Annotated in this window: 20 protein-coding genes; 18 read left to right on the top strand and 2 right to left on the bottom strand. The window is 37.3% G+C overall.

Features of this window, described 5'->3' with window-relative positions:
- Nucleotides 1-160: 160 nt before the first annotated feature.
- Nucleotides 161-1,045, bottom strand: coding sequence for a LysR family transcriptional regulator (locus CJ191_RS08460; protein ID WP_070467983.1), 885 nt, complete (start codon nt 1,043-1,045; stop codon nt 161-163).
- A 109-nt stretch (nt 1,046-1,154) separates the two neighbouring features.
- Between CJ191_RS08460 and CJ191_RS08455 the strand changes: the two genes are divergently transcribed.
- Complete coding sequence (locus CJ191_RS08455) at nt 1,155-2,171, top strand: YeiH family protein (protein WP_070467982.1); 1,017 nt, start codon at nt 1,155-1,157, stop codon at nt 2,169-2,171.
- A 71-nt stretch (nt 2,172-2,242) separates the two neighbouring features.
- On the opposite strand, the gene CJ191_RS08450 is transcribed toward CJ191_RS08455, so the two are convergent.
- Nucleotides 2,243-4,456 carry an ATP-dependent Clp protease ATP-binding subunit gene (locus tag CJ191_RS08450; RefSeq protein WP_070467981.1) on the bottom strand — a complete coding sequence of 738 codons (2,214 nt, stop codon included), beginning with the start codon at nt 4,454-4,456 and terminating at the stop codon, nt 2,243-2,245.
- 317 nt (nt 4,457-4,773) lie between these two features.
- On the opposite strand from CJ191_RS08450, the gene CJ191_RS08445 reads away from it, so the two are divergent.
- From CJ191_RS08445 to rpmF, 17 genes are all read left to right on the top strand, one after another.
- A complete protein-coding gene (locus tag CJ191_RS08445; protein WP_070467980.1) occupies nt 4,774-5,040 on the top strand; it encodes a phosphocarrier protein HPr in 267 nt (88 codons plus the stop codon).
- Nucleotide 5,041: 1 nt separating this feature from the next.
- Nucleotides 5,042-6,775 (top strand): phosphoenolpyruvate--protein phosphotransferase, encoded by a 1,734-nt coding sequence (gene ptsP / locus CJ191_RS08440; RefSeq protein WP_102199509.1) that lies wholly within the window; start codon nt 5,042-5,044, stop codon nt 6,773-6,775.
- Nucleotides 6,776-6,963: 188 nt separating this feature from the next.
- Nucleotides 6,964-8,220 (top strand): glycosyltransferase, encoded by a 1,257-nt coding sequence (locus tag CJ191_RS08435; RefSeq protein ID WP_102199508.1) that lies wholly within the window; start codon nt 6,964-6,966, stop codon nt 8,218-8,220.
- A gap of 138 nt (nt 8,221-8,358) precedes the next feature.
- A complete protein-coding gene (locus tag CJ191_RS08430) occupies nt 8,359-8,586 on the top strand; it encodes a YkuJ family protein (RefSeq protein ID WP_016897683.1) in 228 nt (75 codons plus the stop codon).
- 126 nt (nt 8,587-8,712) lie between these two features.
- Entirely contained in the window at nt 8,713-10,257 is a 1,545-nt protein-coding gene (locus CJ191_RS08425; protein WP_102199507.1) for a Mur ligase family protein, read from the top strand.
- A gap of 50 nt (nt 10,258-10,307) precedes the next feature.
- The gene (locus tag CJ191_RS08420; RefSeq protein WP_102199506.1) at nt 10,308-11,621 is read left to right on the top strand and encodes a homoserine dehydrogenase; all 1,314 of its coding nucleotides are present in this window, start codon (nt 10,308-10,310) and stop codon (nt 11,619-11,621) included.
- A gap of 10 nt (nt 11,622-11,631) precedes the next feature.
- Complete coding sequence (thrB, locus tag CJ191_RS08415) at nt 11,632-12,519, top strand: homoserine kinase (protein WP_083272762.1); 888 nt, start codon at nt 11,632-11,634, stop codon at nt 12,517-12,519.
- 215 nt (nt 12,520-12,734) lie between these two features.
- Complete coding sequence (locus tag CJ191_RS08410) at nt 12,735-13,265, top strand: YqeG family HAD IIIA-type phosphatase (RefSeq protein ID WP_070467975.1); 531 nt, start codon at nt 12,735-12,737, stop codon at nt 13,263-13,265.
- Complete coding sequence (gene yqeH, locus CJ191_RS08405) at nt 13,258-14,385, top strand: ribosome biogenesis GTPase YqeH (protein ID WP_070467974.1); 1,128 nt, start codon at nt 13,258-13,260, stop codon at nt 14,383-14,385. The genes CJ191_RS08410 and yqeH overlap by 8 nt, the downstream gene beginning before the upstream one ends.
- A 38-nt stretch (nt 14,386-14,423) precedes the next feature.
- Complete coding sequence (gene yhbY, locus CJ191_RS08400; protein WP_083272761.1) at nt 14,424-14,732, top strand: ribosome assembly RNA-binding protein YhbY; 309 nt, start codon at nt 14,424-14,426, stop codon at nt 14,730-14,732.
- A gap of 16 nt (nt 14,733-14,748) precedes the next feature.
- A complete protein-coding gene (locus tag CJ191_RS08395) occupies nt 14,749-15,411 on the top strand; it encodes a nicotinate-nucleotide adenylyltransferase (RefSeq protein ID WP_070467972.1) in 663 nt (220 codons plus the stop codon).
- Complete coding sequence (gene yqeK / locus CJ191_RS08390; RefSeq protein ID WP_070467971.1) at nt 15,401-16,015, top strand: bis(5'-nucleosyl)-tetraphosphatase (symmetrical) YqeK; 615 nt, start codon at nt 15,401-15,403, stop codon at nt 16,013-16,015. The genes CJ191_RS08395 and yqeK overlap by 11 nt, the downstream gene beginning before the upstream one ends.
- Before the next feature lie 10 nt (nt 16,016-16,025).
- The gene (rsfS, locus tag CJ191_RS08385; protein WP_070467970.1) at nt 16,026-16,385 is read left to right on the top strand and encodes a ribosome silencing factor; all 360 of its coding nucleotides are present in this window, start codon (nt 16,026-16,028) and stop codon (nt 16,383-16,385) included.
- A gap of 8 nt (nt 16,386-16,393) precedes the next feature.
- A complete protein-coding gene (locus tag CJ191_RS08380; protein WP_070467969.1) occupies nt 16,394-17,161 on the top strand; it encodes a class I SAM-dependent DNA methyltransferase in 768 nt (255 codons plus the stop codon).
- A 34-nt stretch (nt 17,162-17,195) separates the two neighbouring features.
- Nucleotides 17,196-18,467: a tRNA(Met) cytidine acetate ligase gene (locus CJ191_RS08375; RefSeq protein WP_102199505.1), complete on the top strand. Its 1,272-nt coding sequence runs from the start codon at nt 17,196-17,198 to the stop codon at nt 18,465-18,467.
- A gap of 199 nt (nt 18,468-18,666) precedes the next feature.
- Entirely contained in the window at nt 18,667-19,224 is a 558-nt protein-coding gene (locus CJ191_RS08370) for a YceD family protein (protein ID WP_070467967.1), read from the top strand.
- Between the two features lie 26 nt (nt 19,225-19,250).
- Nucleotides 19,251-19,436, top strand: coding sequence for a 50S ribosomal protein L32 (gene rpmF / locus CJ191_RS08365; RefSeq protein WP_016897670.1), 186 nt, complete (start codon nt 19,251-19,253; stop codon nt 19,434-19,436).
- Nucleotides 19,437-19,613: the final 177 nt, after the last annotated feature.

Genomic DNA, 19,613 nt, shown 5'->3' with positions numbered 1-19,613 from the left:
CTTAATGATAATGGAATCCTCGTTTTTTTGCGAAAAAAATTGGACCAATGACTTTTTTAGTCATCAGTCCTATATATTGTAGAGCCTTTTTTGTGTAGTTTAGCTAATGACCTATCCTTATGAATAGGACTATTATTGTGTAGGTATGCAAGACTGAGTACTATCTTAGACGCACAATTGTTTCAAACCAAGATTCGATTTGCTGTTTGTCAGGTGCATCCTTTAAGTAAACGAAATTAAAGGGATGTTGAATATTAAAGTTCACTAATGGAATTTCAACAAGATAACCAGTTACTAATTCTTCTTTCACAGCTTCACGGTACATAAAGGTGATACCCATATTTTGATGGCATAAAGCTTTAATGACATTCATATTTGTGATTTGAGTTCTGCCAGTAAAGTCGTCAATATGAAGATTCTGGTTATATAAAGCTTGTTCTAAAATATCACGTGTACCACTTCCTGGCTCCCGTAAAATAAGTTGCTGATCAAGTAAATCTTCTAAAAGAATGGCTTTTTTTGCTAGGATATTTTCAGGCGAACAGATAGCGATAAACTCTTCATTTGAAATCAACTTATGTTCAAATTCCTGCTGGTTGAAATGGCCTTCTAATAGAGCGAAGTCAATCTTTCCCTCCCAAAGCATCTCTTGTAGAATATGGGTGTTTTCAACAAACATTGAAATATTTGTAGCAGGTTTTTCTTCAAATATCTTATGTAAAATGGGCGGCATAGTATATTCACCAATGGTTAGGGTTGCACCAAAGTGTAGAGGATAAACCTTATCTTTTACGCGGTGGAGCAATGGAAATATACGTTCAGCATTTGCTTTTAATAACTTGATATATTGTTGAAGAGCTTTACCTTCTTCAGTAAGCGAGAAGTTTTTACCTTTTTCAGATATTAAGATGATTTGATAGTAGTTTTCTAAATATTGTATATGCTGCGAAACAGCAGGTTGAGTCATGTTTAATATTTCAGCTGTTTTAGTAAAATTCCCTTGCTCACAAAGGGTTAAAAAAGTTTGTAAACGATTATCTAGCATACCCACCATCCTTATAATAATTATTTATGTAAATATAAAATATGATAATTATATTTTATGGAAACCTTATGATATATTCAAGATATGAATAATGATTTGGAGGAGAATTATGATAGAAAAAGGGAAAAATCTTATGCCAGGCTTATTACTGAGTGCCTTAGTTGCAGTGATAGCCATAGCGCTGAGTAGCTTATTACCAGGTGATATCATTGGTGCGACTGTGATGGCTCTGCTAGTTGGGATGGCATTAAATCCTTTCTTCATGAAACATCAACAGCTATATTCAGGGGTTATTTTTTCATCAAAGAAAATCCTACGATTAGGAATTATTTTGATGGGCGTGAATCTGAACTTTGCTGAAGTGTGGGATGTTGGAAAATATGCACTGTTTTTAATGATATTTACAATGTCGACAGCCTTTGGTGTTGGTAACTTGATTGGTAAGTTTTTTGGGGTAAATTGGAAGCTAACAAATTTATTAGCAGTGAGTACTGCGATTTGTGGAGGATCAGCTGTGGCAGCGGTTGGGCCTGTTATAAAAGCAAAACATGAAGATATTACTTATGCAATTTCTGCGACCTTTATCTTTGATATTATTACTGTAATTATTTTTCCATGGATAGGGATTGCGCTGGGGATGTCTGATACAGGATATGGTCATTGGATTGGTACTGCGGTGAATGACACGTCTTCGGTGGTAGCTGCTGGTTATGCTTTCTCACAACTTGGTGGGAACGTAGCGGTTATTGTAAAACTCACACGTACGTTATTCATCATCCCATATGTGCTTGTTTTCTCTGTTATTAATGAACGACTAGAAAATAAGGCGCAGGGCACAAACCACCACACACCTGTTGATTTACAAAAAATATTTCCCTATTTCATCATTTTATTTTTAGTCGTTGTGGTTCTACGAAGTACTGGTATTATACCGGATACTATTGCACCATCTATTTCAAGTGCATCAAAATTCAGCATGATCATGGCCTTATCTGCAATTGGATTAACGACTAGCTTTAAAGATATTCAAAAAATTGGTCCTAAACCGATGATCCTAGGCTTTGTAGTCGATTCACTAGTAGTCGTTGTTGCCATTGTAGTTTTATTCCTAACAAACCACTTCTAACAACAAAAGCATAAATTTTATTTATAAAAAAGGAATTGTAGCGACGAAGCCACAATTCCTTTTCTTTATGTTTATTCAGTTGTACTATCGTCTAATTCTAAGTTTGCTGAGTTTTCATTTTCACTTGCACTTACGATAATTTCATCGTCAGTATTTGTTGTGAAATGAATTTCGTGAAGGTCACTGTTTTTTAGATAGGTATCAGCAATTTGATCCTCTATTTGACTTTGGATAACACGTCTTAATGGACGAGCACCAAGTTTTGGATCGTAACCCAATTCGACTAGACGTTCTTTCACTTTGTCATCAACGGTTACATGAATATCTTGGTTAGCAAGTAACGCATTCATGTTGTCCAATAGGAGGTCAACAATGATAATCAATTCGGATTTAGTTAATGGTTGGAATTCAATAATCGCATCAAAACGGTTTAAGAATTCAGGTTTGAAGAAATCGCCAATTTTATTCATGACACTTTGTTGTTTGCCTTGTTTGCTTGCACCAAAACCAACACTCGCTTCAACACCGTCTGAACCTGCATTTGAGGTCATGATAATCAGGGTATCTTTGAAGGATACTGTTCGACCTTGAGCATCGGTTAAGCGACCATCCTCCATGATTTGAAGGAAAATATTCAATACATCCGGATGGGCTTTTTCGATTTCATCTAAAAGGATGATTGAATAAGGTTGACGACGAATTTGTTCTGTTAATTGTCCTGCTTCGTCATAACCTACGTATCCAGGAGGTGAACCAATCAATTTAGACACAGCATGTTTTTCCATATATTCAGACATATCAAAACGCACTAAAGCTTCGTGTCGACCAAATAATTGAATTGCTAGTTGACGGGCTAATTCAGTTTTCCCTACACCGGTAGGTCCAACGAACATAAATGAACCGATTGGGCGGTCTTGTCGTCCTAGACCAACACGATTTCGCCGAATAGCTTTAGCAATTTGTTCTACTGCATCATCTTGACCGATTACGTGTTGTTTTAAGTTTTCATCTAGATGAATCAATTGATTTTGCTCGGATTCTTGTAGGTCTGAAACTGGAATACCGGTTTTGGTTTCAATAATAGCTTGTATGTCGCTAGCATTAATAGTAGGTGTTTTTTCAGCAATGTTTTGATTGCTATCATACATATCTTGGTATTTATTTAGCTGGTCACGATAGTACGCAGCTTTTTCATAATCTTCAGCTTCTGTAGCCATCTCTTTTAGTTTGGTTAATTCATCAATTTGAGTTTTCAATGATTCTCTATCTAAGAAGGGGATAGTTAAATTCTTCTTAGAACCAGACTCGTCTAATAAGTCGATCGCTTTATCTGGTAATTGACGATCGGTAATATACCGGTCTGATAAGCGTACTGTTGCTTCAATAGCTTCATCGCTATATTTTACATTATGGAAACCTTCATATTTTTCTTGAATCCCTTTAATAATTTCTAATGTTTCTTCAATTGAAGGTTCAGCTACCATAACTTGCTGTAAACGACGAGCAAGGGCACCATCTTTTTCAATTTTTCTAAATTCATTTAATGTGGTTGCACCAACCAATTGTAGTTCACCACGAGCTAAAGCTGGTTTTAAGATATTACCCGCATCTAAAGAGCCGCCTTCTGTTGAGCCAGCACCCACAATTTCATGGATTTCATCAATAAAGAGAATGATATTTTTATTTTCTTTTACTTCGTTCATTAATTGTTGCATTTTTTCTTCGAATTGGCCACGGATTCCAGTACCTTGAACTAAAGATGCAACATCTAGTTGAATGACCTCTTTATTACGTAACTTTTCAGGTACGGCATGTTCAACGATTTTCTGAGCTAAACCTTCTACTACTGCAGTTTTACCTACACCCGGTTCCCCAATTAAAACAGGATTGTTTTTTGTACGACGATTTAAGATTTCAATTACACGGATAATTTCATCATCACGACCAATAATAGGGTCGATAAGGCCAGCTTTTGCCTGGTCCGTTAAATTAGTACCGTAATTACCTAAAATTGAATTGTCATTATTTCCACCATTACCAGCTTGAGTTTGAGCATTAGGTTGACTATTAGCGCCAAAACCTTGTTGCTGAATCTTACGTAATAAGTCATCAAAGTTGTAGCCACCGAAAGATTGATTATTATTATTATTTATATTTTTAGCTTGATTTCCATGGGCTAACTGTGCGTAGCACGTTTGGCAGAGGTTTACTGCTTCACGTCGACCATTCACATTTGCGTATACGTGAATGACAGCGTCACGTTCGCCACAGTTTTGACATAACATATAAACACTTCCTTTATTTAAAGCTCTCTAAGTAGCATTGAGATTTTTCGCAGTATAATTTCATTACTGCTTATACCATCATTATACTCTGACCAATTTTGACTTTCAACTAAAAGGCTTAAATAAAATGATTCCCCTACAATTCGAGTGAAAAACCTTGTGGAAACGCTATTTTTTTGGTAAATTATTAATGAAAGAGTTTTCTAATTATGGTATAGTCTATTTTGTGACATTTTACTTTGCGAATAGATAAGCTATAATAACTCTTGCCTATCTATAAAGGTATAAATAAAACATTTTAAAGGAGATTTTTGATTATGCAAAAACAAGAATTTAACATTACAGCTGAAACTGGTATCCACGCACGTCCGGCAACTTTATTGGTGCAATCAGCAAGCAAATTCAACTCAGATATTAACCTAGAATATAAAGGTAAATCTGTAAACTTGAAATCTATCATGGGCGTAATGTCTTTAGGTGTAGGTCAAGGCTCTGATGTTGTGATCACTGCTGAAGGTGACGATGAAGAAGAAGCAATCCAAACAATTGCTGATACTATGAAAAACGAAGGGTTATCAGAATAATATGACGAAGCTAACAGGAATCGCGGCTAGCGATGGCATTGCCATCGCTAAAGCGTTCTTAGTTGAAGAACCTGATTTAAGTTTTGAAATTTCAAAATCTAACGATTCACAACAAGAAAAAGAACGCTTAGCAAAAGCTATAGCCGACTCAAAAGTAGAAATCGAAAAGATTAAAGCGGTTGCATCTAAATCATTATCGGAAGAAGAAGCACAAGTGTTTGATGCGCACTTAATGGTCCTTGAGGATCCAGAATTGCAACAAGCTTATACACAAAAAATTGATGATGACGCATTGAATGCAGAATCTGCTGTACGTCAAACTGCTGACTTCTACATTGAAATTTTCAAAGGCATGGAAGATAATCCTTATATGCAAGAACGTGCAGCGGACATTAAAGATGTTACTGACCGTTTGATAGCGCATTTATTAGGTATTAAAATACCTGACCTTTCAACTATCGATGAAGAAGTGGTTGTTGTTGCATATGACTTAACACCAAGTGATACAGCGCAATTAAACCGCCAATTTGTTAAAGGTTTCGCAACTGATATCGGTGGTCGTACATCTCACTCTGCAATCATGTCTCGCTCATTAGAGATTGCTGCAGTTGTTGGTACTGGTAATATCTCTAAAGAAATTAACGATGGCGATATGGTAATTGTTGATGGATTAAACGGAGATGTCATTGTAAACCCTGATGATGAAACGATTGCAGCTTATGAAAAAATTGCTGCTGACTTCTTAGCGCGTAAAGCTGAATGGGAAAAACTTAAGGATGCTGAAACGCTAACAAAAGACGGTAAGAAATTCGAAATTGCTGCTAATATTGGTACACCAAAAGATTTAGAAGGTGTACACTCAAATGGGGCTGAAGCGATTGGTTTATACCGTACTGAGTTCTTATACATGGATTCAGATGAAATGCCAACTGAAGATGAACAATTTGAATCTTATAAAGTTGTGTTAGAAGGTATGAATGGTCGTCCAGTTGTTGTTCGTACAATGGACATTGGTGGGGACAAACATCTACCTTACTTACAATTGCCAGAAGAAATGAATCCATTCTTGGGTTACCGTGCAATTCGTATTGGATTAAAACAACCAGAATTATTAAGAGTACAATTACGTGCTTTATTACGTGCTTCTGTGTACGGTACATTGCGCATCATGTTCCCAATGATTTCTAATGTAGCAGAATTCCGTGCTGCAAAGGCAATTTATGAGGAAGAAAAAGCTAAATTAGAAGCTGAAGGTGTTGAAGTTGCAGATAATATCCAAGTGGGTATTATGATTGAAATCCCAGCAGCAGCAGTACTAGCTGATCAATTTGCTAAAGAAGTTGACTTCTTCTCAATTGGTACGAATGACTTAATCCAATATACGATGGCAGCTGACCGTATGAACGAACATGTTTCATACTTGTATCAACCATTTAACCCATCTGTATTGCGTTTAATCAAAAACGTTATTGATGCAAGTCATAAAGAAGGCAAATGGACTGGTATGTGTGGTGAAGTAGCCGGAGAACCAATGGCAGCACCGTTATTAGTTGGAATGGGATTAGACGAATTCTCAATGTCTGCATCTTCTGTACTAAAAATCAGATCATTAATTTCTAAATTAGATTCAAAAGAAATGGCTGATTTAGCAAACAAAGTGGTTACTGAAGCAACGACTTCAGATGAAGCTGAAGCGTTCATTAAAGATGCAGTACCAGAATTAGCTGATCTATAATATCTAAAACCGAATAAAATAAACCTCACTAAGATAATCCTCTTGGTGAGGTTTTTTATGCTTTACCTAGTCAGATTGTTTGCTGTCTAATAGTATTCTTTAATATTTACTTAGACGCAGATGATTTTTAAATAGGTTCGTTTCTGTTATGATAGGATTATTATAAAAAGCATCTAAGGAGTGTTTAGATGAATATCGCGATTTTTACTGACACTTACTTTCCACAAGTGAGTGGAGTCGCTACATCAATTCAAACATTAAAAGAAACATTTGAGGATAATGGCCATGAAGTGTATATCTTTACCACTTCAGATCCAAAAGCCGAAGATGGAAACCATGTCTTTCGCTATGAATCTGTACCTTTTTTATTTTTTAAAGATAGACGGGTAGCCATTCCATCTTTTGCATCTATTTATCGTAAATGTAAAGAATTAAAAATTGATATTGTCCATACTCAAACAGAGTTTTCTATGGGATTGATGGGGGTAAGTGTAGCGCGTTATATGCGGATTCCACTTGTGCATACATACCATACATGGTATGAGAAATATCTACACTACATTTTAAATGGCAAGTTAATTTCTCGAAAGACAGTCGTTCACTTGTCCAAGCTTTTTTGTGATCAAGCAGACTTAGTGATATCACCTAGTGAGCAAATGAAAGAAGTACTACGTGACTATCAGATTCAAAAGCCCATCCATGTCTTAGCGACTGGTGTTAAATTACCTAAAGAACTTGATCCAAACCAACTTACTAGCTTTAGAGAACGTTGGGGAATAGAGGAAGATGAATATTTATTATTATCTATCAACCGTATCGCTGAGGAAAAGAATTTAATTGCGATTATCAAGCAATTACCACAGGTGTTGGAGAGAATTCCAAATGCTAAATTGATGTTAGCTGGTGATGGACCACAGTTAGACGAGTTAAAAGAGCTGACAGCAGAAATGGGTTTGACAGATAAGATCATTTATCCAGGATTCGTATCGCATGATGAGGTGAATGTCTTATATCAAGCAGCAGATGTCTATGTGAACTTGTCTACGTCAGAAACACAGGGCTTAACCTTCATAGAGGCTATCACAAATCATTTACCGGTTATCGCTATGAGAACACCTTATTTGGCAACACTTGAAGCTATCGCACCATTTGGACATTTGTTATCCAAAGTAACAGACTTCCCTCATGCACTAATAGATGTTCTGCAAGCACAAGAGGCTTATACAGAAGGATTGGCACCATTGATCTATCATGTATCAGCTGATGCATTTTATGAAGATTTATATCATATCTATCAGTATATGATTGAATTACAGTCCGAGAAACCGAGGAATCTAATTGGACGTAGTGTATATCTTTCGTCTACTTTTGCCGAATTACATAAGCCCTTAAAATGGGCCGCTAAGTATTTTCCGTCCTTCTATATACGTAAAAAAGATGACTAAATGAATTCTGGCATTTTTACACCCTTTAATAATGAAAAGCCTGAGTTGAAATAAATTTATTTCTTAAGCAGTTAATGGTTTTTTATTCACTCAAAGAGTGTTAAAATGACAAAGATAAGAAGGCGAAAGGAGATTATTATGCAATCATCTCGATTAGAAGCAATTATTACCCGATTAAAAGCGATGCTTTCTGATGACTCAGAAATCGAAGTACGTCGTTTTGAAAAAGAGGGCGTTGAGAAGTGTATTGTACGCTTTAACAAAGAGTCTGAAAGCTTTGAATTAGAAGACTTAACAATCAACGAAACTTTCCAATTTGATGACATTGACTTAGTTGCAATGGAAATTTACGAGTTAATTCAATAATTAACGCATTATTTTGATTAAGGTGGGGAAACCTACTAGAACAACCAATATGGCAGACATTCTGTGTCGTATAGAGGGTCGTGGCATCACGATCCTTTTTTATTTATGGAGTAGAGGGAGTTTAACATGTCAGATTCAATGAAATTAGCACGCCTAATAGATTTTTTTAAAGGTAACGATGACGCAACAACTATTACACAAGAAGAAATAATAGATGATGTGGTCATTGACTATATTACTTTCGACTCACGTGCAGTCAAAGCGAATACCTTATTTATTTGTAAAGGGATGAACTTCAAAACGTCCTATCTTAATGATGCTATTGACCAAGGTGCGGTTGCTTACCTAGCTGAACAAGATTATGGAGTGGCTATTCCAGGTATTATTGTAGAAGATATTCGTCTTGCAATGGCTAAGTTAGCCAATTTCTTTTATCAATCCCCTTGGCAAGACGTCGCAATTTCTGGTATTACAGGAACTAAAGGAAAGACGACAACAGCAGGCTTTGTGAACCAGATATTGACTTTAGATAGTCAAGAAAAAGCGCAATCACTACCAGGCTTTATTTCATCTACATTCAATTATGATGGACTAGAAAAGACGCCATCGACTTTGACAACTCCCGAAGCTATGGATTTATATGAAATGTTGGCAACAATGCGAGACCATAATGTCACGCGTGCGACCATGGAAGTATCTAGCCAAGCCTTAAAATATCACCGGGTTGATGATGTACAAATGCGCGTAGTTGCTTTTCTAAATATTTCACCAGACCATATTTCACCAGTTGAACATCCAACCTTTACTGATTACTTCCAATCAAAATTACAGATTTTTGAACATGGTAAAGTAGCAGTTATCAATGAAGATACTGATCACTTTGAGGATATTTTAAAAGCAGCCAAATCTGCTAAAAATATTGAGCGCATTGTAACTGTATCGCGTAAGAATCCAACAGCAGACTATTTTGCTGATGAATTGACCATTAACGATGCAACGCAACACTTTATGATCCGCAATCAGGGTAAAACGATTCCTATGAAATTAAATGTACTGGGTCACTTTAATATCAACAATGCGTTAGTGGCAGCAGCCATTGCTAGAGAAAATGATGTGGCATGGTCAACTATTCAACAAGCATTAGGGCAAGCGAAAACAGACGGACGAATGGAAATATACAGAAGTCAGGATAATCAATTGACCTTTGTGGTTGATTTTGCTCATAATAAAATTTCTTTTGAGGAGTTATTCTCATCTGTAAAAGAAATGGCGCCTGACAATGATCTTCGGATTGTATTTGGTTCAGCCGGAGGTAAAGCTGAAAATAGACGACCTGACATGGGGCACGTGGCTGGTTTGAATACGAATGAAATTTACTTAACGAGTGATGATCCAAATTTTGAAGATGCTTATAAGATCATGGCTGAAATTGAAGAGGCCATTTATGAGATGAATCCGACAGCCAAGGTAAGAAGCAATTTAGATCGAACAGGATCGATTTATATGGCTTATAAAGATGCTATAGCATCAGGGAAGCCGACGACTATTGTTGTAGCTGGGAAAGGGTCAGAGGATACAATCAAAATCAATGGACGAGATGAGTTTTATGTACCGGATTTTGAATATGTTCAACAATTGATTGCTTTTTATGAATTTAAGGGTAGAATTTAATTATGAGAATATCATGAAATATACATGATAAAATACAATGAACTAAAGAGGTGGCAAATTTGAAGCAAATAAATATTGGATTACTAGGTCTAGGAACTGTCGGTGGTGGCGTAGCCAAAATCATGCACGAACATGCGCAAAAAATGTCAGATACAGAAGGTATTCAGTACCGAGTAAGTAAAATTTTTGTCCGTGATATTGAAAAATCGAAAGCTAAACATCCTGGCTTACCAGAAGACATTCAATTGACAACTGATTTCAATGATGTCATCAATGACCCACATATCGATATTGTTGTAGAAGCAATGGGGGGGACATCATTTGCCGCAGACTGTATTGAATCCGCTTTGCGCGCCGGTAAGCATATCGTGACTGCTAATAAAGACCTAGTAGCCATTAAACGCGGGCAAGATTTAATTCAATATGCACAACATCACCAACTAGATTTCTCATATGAAGCGGCAGTTGCTGGTGGTATACCAATCTTAAATAGTCTAAGAACGCCTTTAGCATCAGATAAATTGTTCTCTGTTTCAGGAATTGTCAACGGTACAACGAATTACATTTTGACAAAGATGGTAGAACAAGGTCGTGGGTTTGATGAGGTGCTAGCAGAAGCCCAAGCGTTAGGATTAGCAGAAGCAGATCCATCTGGTGATGTAGATGGGTTAGATGCCGCCCGAAAAATTGTTATTTTAACAAAAATGGCTTTTGGGGTAACAGTCGACTTAGATACGATTCCGGTTAAAGGGATTCGTCATGTCACAGCTCAAGATATTCAAGTAGCTAGCTCACTAGGATATGTCATTAAATTAATTGGTCGGGCAAATTTTGAAGATGGCACTGTATATGCAGAAGTAGCCCCAACGTTGGTCCCTAAAACTCACCCATTGTCTACAGTGCGTAATGAAATGAATGCTGTTTTCACAGAGGGAGCAGCGACAGGTGAAATGATGTTCTATGGTCCTGGTGCTGGTGAATTGCCGACAGGTGCTATGGTAGTATCAGACATTATGGCGATTGGTCAACATATCCATACTGAAACTACTGGCCAACCATTCGCTAATTATAGTCAAGAAGCAACTTGGAAAAGGGCAGAAGATATCCAATCTGTCGGATTCTTCCACTTTGAAACAGAAGATAAGCAGGGGCAGTTTATTAAACTTGTACAAATTTTCGATGATGCTAAGGTAAGTTTAGACAAGGTATTCCAAGAACCAACTTCTGACGATACGACTGCGAAAATTGTTGTGGTAACGCATGAAATGTCACAAGCTCAACTACAACAAATTAATCGAGCTACACAGGACAATCCTGAATTAACTTTAATTTCTTACTACTCTGTATTACCTGAAGCGAAGTAGGTGACCTGTAATGGTAGAAAGAATTCGCGTAAAAGTACCAGCAACCTCTGCCAATATGGGACCGGGATTTGACTCTATTGGGGTTGCGGTCAATCTTTATTTAACGATTGATATTCTAGGCCCTACTGATAGGTGGCAAATTGACCATGAATTAGGTGACAGTATTCCTCATGATGAGAACAATATGGTTATTGTGACTATTCTACGTTTTGCACCAGATGCGCAACCGCATCATTTGAAAATGTTTAGTGATATCCCAACTGCACGTGGATTAGGGTCATCGTCTTCAGCCATTGTAGCAGGGATTGCTATTGCCGAAATACTAGTCAATGCTGATTGGTCAATGGCGGATAAAATAAATATGGCGAATGAAATTGAGGGTCATCCAGATAATATTGCGCCTGCCTTAGCTGGTGGTCTTGTAGTATCAGTTGCAACGGATTTAACTCATGTATTGTGGACTAAATCAGTATTAAAAGATGTACACTTCATTGCTACTGTTCCAAACCGTGAGTTGCTGACAAAAGAAGCAAGAGCTGTTTTACCCAAAGAATTGTCATTTGCTGATGCAGTGCGGGCGAATGGTATTGGAAATGTATTCGTTAGTAAGTTACTAGAAGGGGATATTGAAGCGGTAGGCACTCTGATGGAAATGGACCAATTCCATGAACCATTCCGAGCACAACTTGTCCCTGAACTAGGACAGATCCGGCAGAAGTTACTAGGTGTTGATGGTGTTTTTGGAACTTACTTATCAGGTGCAGGTCCAACAATTATGACGCTAGTTCAAGCTAGCGCTTCTACTCAGATTGTTGAAAACATTCAGCAATTAAATCTTGATGCTGAAATAATGACACTTGACTTTGCCCAAGATGGGGTTATAGTAGAAGAGATATGATTTTAGACGATTGATGATGTTACGAGCATGTCTGACTGATATGCCCGTAGCATTTTTTATTGCTTTACTATTTGGATAATGACGTGTTATGCGAGTTTATCTAGCGGTAAAATCCGCGTCAGAAAAGCGAGAGAAACAAAGGCTTAAGTATATTTGGATAAGTGAATCGAGGGGCTGCTTATGATATACTATTCATGAAAATAAGGGAGGCCGGCATGAAAAAAGATTATTTTACACCAACCTGGATGATAGAACGTATCTATCAATTAACACCAGATCAATTAGTGAAACACAATATTAAGGGTGTGATCACTGATCTGGATAATACTTTGATTGCATGGAATAACCCTGATGGTACACCAGAGTTGCGTGCTTGGTTAAAAAGTATGAAAGAAGCGGACATACCTGTTGTAATCTTATCTAATAACCGTCATGGTCGCGTAAAACGTGTTGCTGATCAATTAGGGGTACTCTTTACCTCAGATGCAAAAAAACCTTCGCGTAAAGGGTTTAGACGTGCGATTGAAAAGCTAGGTGTGAGTCAGGATGAAGTAGTCATTGTTGGCGATCAACTTTTAACAGATGTCTTTGGCGGTAACCGTCTAGGTATTCGCAGTATCTTGGTGATGCCATTAGTTGAGACAGACTTGGTTTGGACCCGTTTAAATCGTAAAATTGAAAAAATCTTATTTAAGAGACTAGAAAAGAATCATCCTGATTTGAAGTGGAGGAATAATATTGTCTAACGAAGAAACATTGTATTGTGTTGGTTGCGGCGCGGAAATTCAGACAGTTCAACCAGACAAACGCGGCTATACACCGCAAACTGCTTATCAGAAAGGTATTGAATCAGGCTTATTATACTGTCAGCGCTGCTTTAAATTGCGTCACTATAATACCTTGGAAAAGGTTTCAACAACGGCTGATGAATTTTTAGCTATCTTGAATACCCTTAGTGAAAAAGATGCATTAATTGTGAATGTGATTGATATCTTTGACGTAGCAGGTTCTTTGATTAATGGATTAAACCGTTTTGCTGGTAGCAATCCGATTTTAATGGTTGCCAATAAGATGGATGCTATACCAAAGGCAGTAAAACACAGCCGGATTGAAAATTGGTTACGTAAATATTTAAAAGATAACGGTGTGAAAGTAGATGACTTAATACTGACATCTGCTAAAAAACGTGCCAATATTGATGATCTGTTGGCTAAAATAGATGAAATGCGTGAGGGACGCGATGTATACGTGATTGGTATGGCAAATGTTGGGAAGTCATCGTTGATTAATCGTATTCTACAAGCGACTGGAATTGAAGCGGATGTGATCACAACGAGTCAGTTTCCTGGGACAACTTTAGATTTAATCGACATACCTTTTGATGATACTGAGAATAGTGAAGCTAGTTTAATTGATACACCGGGAATTATTAATCCAGGTCAAATGACCGCCATCTTAGAAGGGAAAGAATTGGTAGATGCTTTGCCAAATAAAGAAATCAAACCAATGACATTCCAATTAAATCCAGAACAAACCTTATTTTTTGGTGGTTTAGCTAGATTAGATTTTATTGCAGGTGAACGCACATCCTTTACCGTATACATGTCTAGTCAAATCAAAACTCACCGCCGTAAATTAGCTGGTTCAGATGCGTTTTATCAAGAACATCTAGGTGGGATTTTACAACCACCATATCCAGAGAATACGGATAAATTCCCAGAGCTTGTACGAAAAGAATTCTCAATTAAAAAGCCAACAGATATCGTATATCCAGGCTTAGGCTGGGTGTCAGTGAGCGCCCCTGTTCAAGTTGCTGTCTATGTACCAAAAGGAATCGATATTATTACTAGAGAAAAATTAATTTAAATAGCTTGAAAATAACCAAATGAAAGGAGACCGTTATTTTGAACAATAAACAGAAGAAATTTTTACGCAAAGAAGCACATCATTTAAATCCTGTAGCAAATATCGGTAAAAATGGCTTATCAGAAGAATTTATGGTGCAAATTGATGAGGTCTTAGAAAAACGAGAACTGATTAAAATACACCTTTTACAAAATACTGATGAAGAAACGACTGAAGCTGCAACAGAAATCGCTGAAGCTGTAGATGCTTTTGTTGTACAAACAATCGGCCGAGTGATTACTTTATATAGACCTTCTCAAGAAGCGAAATATCAAGAAATTTCAGCTCAAGTTAAAGCATTAGGTTAATTACAGGAGGCAAGTCGTGGCAAAGGTATCATTTCTAAATCAAGAACATGTTCGTTTAATAAATGACCCAGAGACAGAATTAGCATTTGAAGATAATCCTCACAAGCGTATTGGTATCTTAGGGGGCACTTTTAATCCGATTCATAATGGGCACTTATTAATGGCGGAACAAGTCTATGATAAATTAAAGTTAGATGAAGTTTGGTTTATGCCAAATAAAAAACCACCACATGCAGAAAGTAAAGAAACGCTCGCGGATGCCTACAGAGTGGATATGATCGCGTTAGCCATTGAAGACAATCCACATTTTCGACTTGAGGGTATTGAATTAGATAGGGTTGGAAAATCTTACACAGTAGATACAATGGAGATTTTGACAACCTTATACCCAACATATGAGTTCTATTTTATTATTGGTGCTGACATGATTGAAGATTTGCCTAAATGGCATAGAATAAATGACCTGATAAAAATGGTTCATTTTGTAGGCGTTGGGCGTGAGGGTTACCGAAATGAAACAGACTATCCACTGATATTCATAGATGCTGAGAGGATGACTGTATCATCAACAAGTATACGAAAAGCAGTTGCTGAACAAGCATCTATTCGCTATCTAACGCCAGCATCCGTTGCAGCCTATATTCTAGAAAAGGGGTTATATCAACCGCATGAAAGCTAGAGAACTGAATCAAGATTTAATTCAAATTACGCGAAAAGAACTTGAAGAGTTGTTACAAGCTCGTTTAACTAATAAACGCTTTAACCATGTCCTCCGCGTCGAGCAAACAGCCATTGAATTAGCTGAATTATATCCAGAAGCTAATGTGGATAAAGCGAGTATAGCAGCCTTATTGCATGACTATGCAAAAGATGATAGTCAAAAACACCTACTGACTTTTAAAGACTATCCGGGTTATGATCCGGAATGGATAAATTATGGGTCTGCCATTTGGCACGGCCCATTAGCAGCTATGATTGCAGATACGCAATTTAACGTCAAGGATGAAGACATTTTAAAGGCTGTTTGGATTCACACCATTGGAGGCTATGAGATGACCTTAGACCAAAAAATCCTATTTATTGCTGATTATATTGAACCAGGTCGAGATTTCAAAGGTGTTGAAAAGGCTCGTAAATTAGCCAAAACTGACTTGGATGCAGCTGTTGATTTTAAAATTAAACAGTCTATTACGCATCTAGTGAGATCAGGACGACAAATATATCCGGAAACTATCTTAATCTATAACGATTGGGTGAAAAATTATCATCGTAAAGAGAAATAAAGGAGATTATATGACTAAAAAAAGTGAAGTATTATTAGAAGCTATTGTTAGAGGCGCAGATGACCGATTAGCGACAGATATCGTAGCATTGGATGTTGCAAATATAACCCCAATGGCAGACTACTTTGTCATTATGTCAGGTCGTAATGACCGTCAAGTAAAAGCAATTGTGGAAGCAGTAGAAGAAGCAATTGAAGAAGCTGATTTTAAAGTCAAAGGTATCGAAGGCCAAGATGGTAATCGTTGGATTTTAATCGATGCATTCGACGTAATTATTCATGTATTTACTACTGAAGAACGAGGCTTCTATAACTTAGAAAAAATGTGGTCCGAAGCACCGTTAGTAAATATCGAAGAATGGATTAGCTAGGGCGCATTATGACAGATAATCAACAACAATATGACGTATTCGCTGATGTTTACGAAATCTTGTTTGATGACAGTCTATACTTATCTTGGTTTACCTATGCTACAGATACGATTCAAGCTTTTGGCAAGTATTTAGACGACCAAGATTTTTGGTTAGATTTAGGTGCGGGAGGCGGTCAGTTTGCGATCCTTATGGCTCAGGCAGGCTATGCTATTAAAGGATTAGACCTATCAGAGAAGATGGTTAATGCAGCTATTAAAAATGCCAAAGAAGCCAAATTAGACTTAACATTCTGGCAAGATGATATGACAAGTTTTGAATTAGAAAATCAGGCAACAGTCATTTCTTGCTTCTGTGACACTTTTAATTATCTACAAAATGCCGAGGCTGTTAAAACAACCTTTACACACATCTATCAACAGTTGCAAGATGGCGGCCTATTTATGTTTGATGTCCACTCCGTATATCAAATGAATGAAATCTATCCAGAAAGTTCATTTGTTGTTGAGTGGGATGATGCTGTCTTTACTTGGACATCAGATCAATTTCGTGGCAAAAATACTATTGATCATACGATTAATGTATTCGTCCAAAATGAAGCAGATCAATACTATCAACGATTTGAAGAAATGCATTATGAACAAACACTAGCGATTGAAGAATATCAGAATATCTTAACCCAGGTTGGATTTAAGAATATTAGGGTAACAAGCGATTTCACACAAGAAGCACCAAGCACCAATTCTAAGCGTATATTCTTCTCAGCAGAGAAATAAACCAATATCATAGATTGACAAAAGGGGTGACCCTATGCAAGCTGTCGGAATTATTGCAGAATGGCATCCGTTCCATAACGGCCATGCCTATCAGATCAAAAAAGCAAAAGAACAAGCTAAGGCTGATATTGTAGTTGGTGTAATGTCAGGGAACTATGTCCAACGTGGCGAACCAAGCATGATATCTAAATGGGACCGGGCAGCCGTCGCATTGGATAATGGTTGTGATTTAGTAATAGAATTACCATTTTGGTATGCCACTCAGCCAGCTGACTATTTTGCAAAAGGCGGTGTAAATGCGTTAGCTGCTTTAGGCTGTCGTGCAATTTCCTTTGGTGTTGAGGATGACTACTTTGTAAATTACGAACAGTTGGCGAAATGGATGGTTAACCATCCAGGTGAAGTGGTGGCGGCTGATGAGGCTGTTTCACATATGGAGAATCTTTCTTTTGCTGAGCAACGGATTGCTGCTATTCAACATCTACAAAAAACATATCCTACATTAGCCGCCTTGAACATTCGTTTCCAAGAAAATGCGAATACATTGCTCGCTTTTGCTTATGCCAAGGTGAATGCTGAATTACCAACACCTTTGAATATGATACCAATCAAGCGAATTGGCGATAACCATCGTTTAGCTGTGGTTAAGGAAGAACACCTGTTGGAAAATGACCAAGTGTACACATCGGGTTCAGCTATTCGTCACTATCTCTTGACGAAAGATTTAAAAGAACAGGAAAATATTCATACGCTGAATAAAATGGTGCCGAGTCTGATGGCTGAATCTTTGCGTAAAGCTAATGATGAAAACCGGTTGGTATCTTGGAGTGACTTATTCCCATATTTACGATATCGTTTGTTAACTGGTTCAGCTGATGAGCTTAGTAATATCTACCAAATGGTAGGTGGTATGGAACACCGGATGATTGAGGCCATTAAACAGGTGGATAGTTTTGCGGATTTTGTGAACCAAGTGAAAAATCGCAATTGGTCAGCAAATCGGATACAGCGAACGGCTTTAATGGTTGCTTTAAATATTCACAAGAAAGATATGCAAACAGTACTTTCACCAGGACATAAACAACCTTTGATGTTGCTTGGGGCAACGGCTAAAGGGCGCGCTTACTTGAAAACAATTAAGGGAAGTTTGAATGATACAGAGTGTTCGTGGCAATTGGTGAGTCGTGTGGACCAGGCGAGTGAAAAAAACTGGCCAATGTGGTTGAAGGTTGACCGGATGTATGAAATACTAAAACCACAAATTGGAAACCAAAATTTCAATCATCCGCCAATATTTACGAAATAAAAAAAGGAAAGGGAGCAGGAGAAAAATAGTTTACTTTTTGATAGGAACCTAGTAGTATGAGTAAGTGCGTTTCATCTTATAAATATTATAATCAAAAAGTGGTAATGAGTTTAATTTAACACCCTTGTCAAGGAAAAAACATTGACAAATAGGTATAAACTTAGTATAATTTTTCTTGTTGCTTATTAGGTGGTCAATAATGAAATGGTCTATTCAAGAGTTGCGTCAAATCGCATCTCAACCAATGATGATTCAAGAATCAGTTGATATGAAAGAACAGATGAAGGCAGTAATACCTGACTTGATCGATATGTCACCTGTTTCAGTAGAGGGTATGGTTCTCTATGAAGAACATACAGTATTGACACAATTACGATTAGCACTAAAAATGACGATGCCATCTACACGGTCTTTAGAGCCGGTAGTGTTGGATCTACAGATACCAGTTTCCGAACGTTTCATTGAAGACGGTTGGGAGACAGATATTGTCGATGAAGAACATGTTGTACAGTTAAATATGGATAGCTATACATTAGATTTGCGAAATTCTATCCGTGACAACATTCTTTTAAATCTACCAATTCAGATTTTAACTGAATCGGAAGAGGCAGATGATGCGTTTCCTGAAGGGAATGACTGGCGAGTTGTAAGTCAAGCAGAGTTTGAAGCTGAACGCGATGAAGAGAAAGCTATTAATCCTGAATTCGCGAAACTTCAAGATCTGTTTAAAGATTCAGAATCGTCGGATGAAGCATAATTGATATTTAATTAGGAGGTGTAATGATGGCAGTACCAAAGCGTAAAACGTCTAAACAAAGAAAAAACAAACGCCGTACACATTACAAATTAGAAGTACCTGGAATGAACGCATGCCCTAACTGTGGTGAATTACGTAAATCTCACCATGTATGTGCAAACTGCGGTTTCTACGATGGTAAAGATGTAATGACTGACGCAGCAGCTGAATAATTTTATTTAGCACAAGATTTATTAAGTATGGACACATAATAAATATGTGAAAGGCTTAATGGTTTACTTTGATTATATATAATTAAAAGGGGCTCTTCGTCAAATCGGACTGATGAGAATAATTTCCAAGTAATCATTGATTGCTTGGTTTTTTTATTTATCATTCATTTCCATTAT

It is taken from the genome of Aerococcus viridans (genome assembly GCF_002871935.1).
Lineage (GTDB): Bacteria > Bacillota > Bacilli > Lactobacillales > Aerococcaceae > Aerococcus > Aerococcus viridans_B.
Note: the sequence above shows the minus strand (reverse complement) of the source record. Positions and strands in the feature narration are given on the sequence as shown.

Bases quoted from the DNA above. Each gene is read 5' to 3' on its own strand.
- CJ191_RS08445 (WP_070467980.1), top strand. From the start codon at position 4,774: ATGCAAAAACAAGAATTTAACATTACAGCTGAAACTGGTATCCACGCA.
- CJ191_RS08455 (WP_070467982.1), top strand. From the start codon at position 1,155: ATGATAGAAAAAGGGAAAAATCTTATGCCAGGCTTATTACTGAGTGCC.
- CJ191_RS08380 (WP_070467969.1), top strand. From the start codon at position 16,394: ATGACAGATAATCAACAACAATATGACGTATTCGCTGATGTTTACGAA.
- CJ191_RS08435 (WP_102199508.1), top strand. From the start codon at position 6,964: ATGAATATCGCGATTTTTACTGACACTTACTTTCCACAAGTGAGTGGA.
- rsfS (WP_070467970.1), top strand. From the start codon at position 16,026: ATGACTAAAAAAAGTGAAGTATTATTAGAAGCTATTGTTAGAGGCGCA.
- CJ191_RS08410 (WP_070467975.1), top strand. From the start codon at position 12,735: ATGAAAAAAGATTATTTTACACCAACCTGGATGATAGAACGTATCTAT.
- ptsP (WP_102199509.1), top strand. From the start codon at position 5,042: ATGACGAAGCTAACAGGAATCGCGGCTAGCGATGGCATTGCCATCGCT.
- thrB (WP_083272762.1), top strand. From the start codon at position 11,632: ATGGTAGAAAGAATTCGCGTAAAAGTACCAGCAACCTCTGCCAATATG.
- CJ191_RS08460 (WP_070467983.1), bottom strand. From the start codon at position 1,045: ATGCTAGATAATCGTTTACAAACTTTTTTAACCCTTTGTGAGCAAGGG.
- yqeK (WP_070467971.1), top strand. From the start codon at position 15,401: ATGAAAGCTAGAGAACTGAATCAAGATTTAATTCAAATTACGCGAAAA.
- rpmF (WP_016897670.1), top strand. From the start codon at position 19,251: ATGGCAGTACCAAAGCGTAAAACGTCTAAACAAAGAAAAAACAAACGC.
- CJ191_RS08450 (WP_070467981.1), bottom strand. From the start codon at position 4,456: ATGTTATGTCAAAACTGTGGCGAACGTGACGCTGTCATTCACGTATAC.
- CJ191_RS08425 (WP_102199507.1), top strand. From the start codon at position 8,713: ATGTCAGATTCAATGAAATTAGCACGCCTAATAGATTTTTTTAAAGGT.
- CJ191_RS08370 (WP_070467967.1), top strand. From the start codon at position 18,667: ATGAAATGGTCTATTCAAGAGTTGCGTCAAATCGCATCTCAACCAATG.
- CJ191_RS08375 (WP_102199505.1), top strand. From the start codon at position 17,196: ATGCAAGCTGTCGGAATTATTGCAGAATGGCATCCGTTCCATAACGGC.
- CJ191_RS08430 (WP_016897683.1), top strand. From the start codon at position 8,359: ATGCAATCATCTCGATTAGAAGCAATTATTACCCGATTAAAAGCGATG.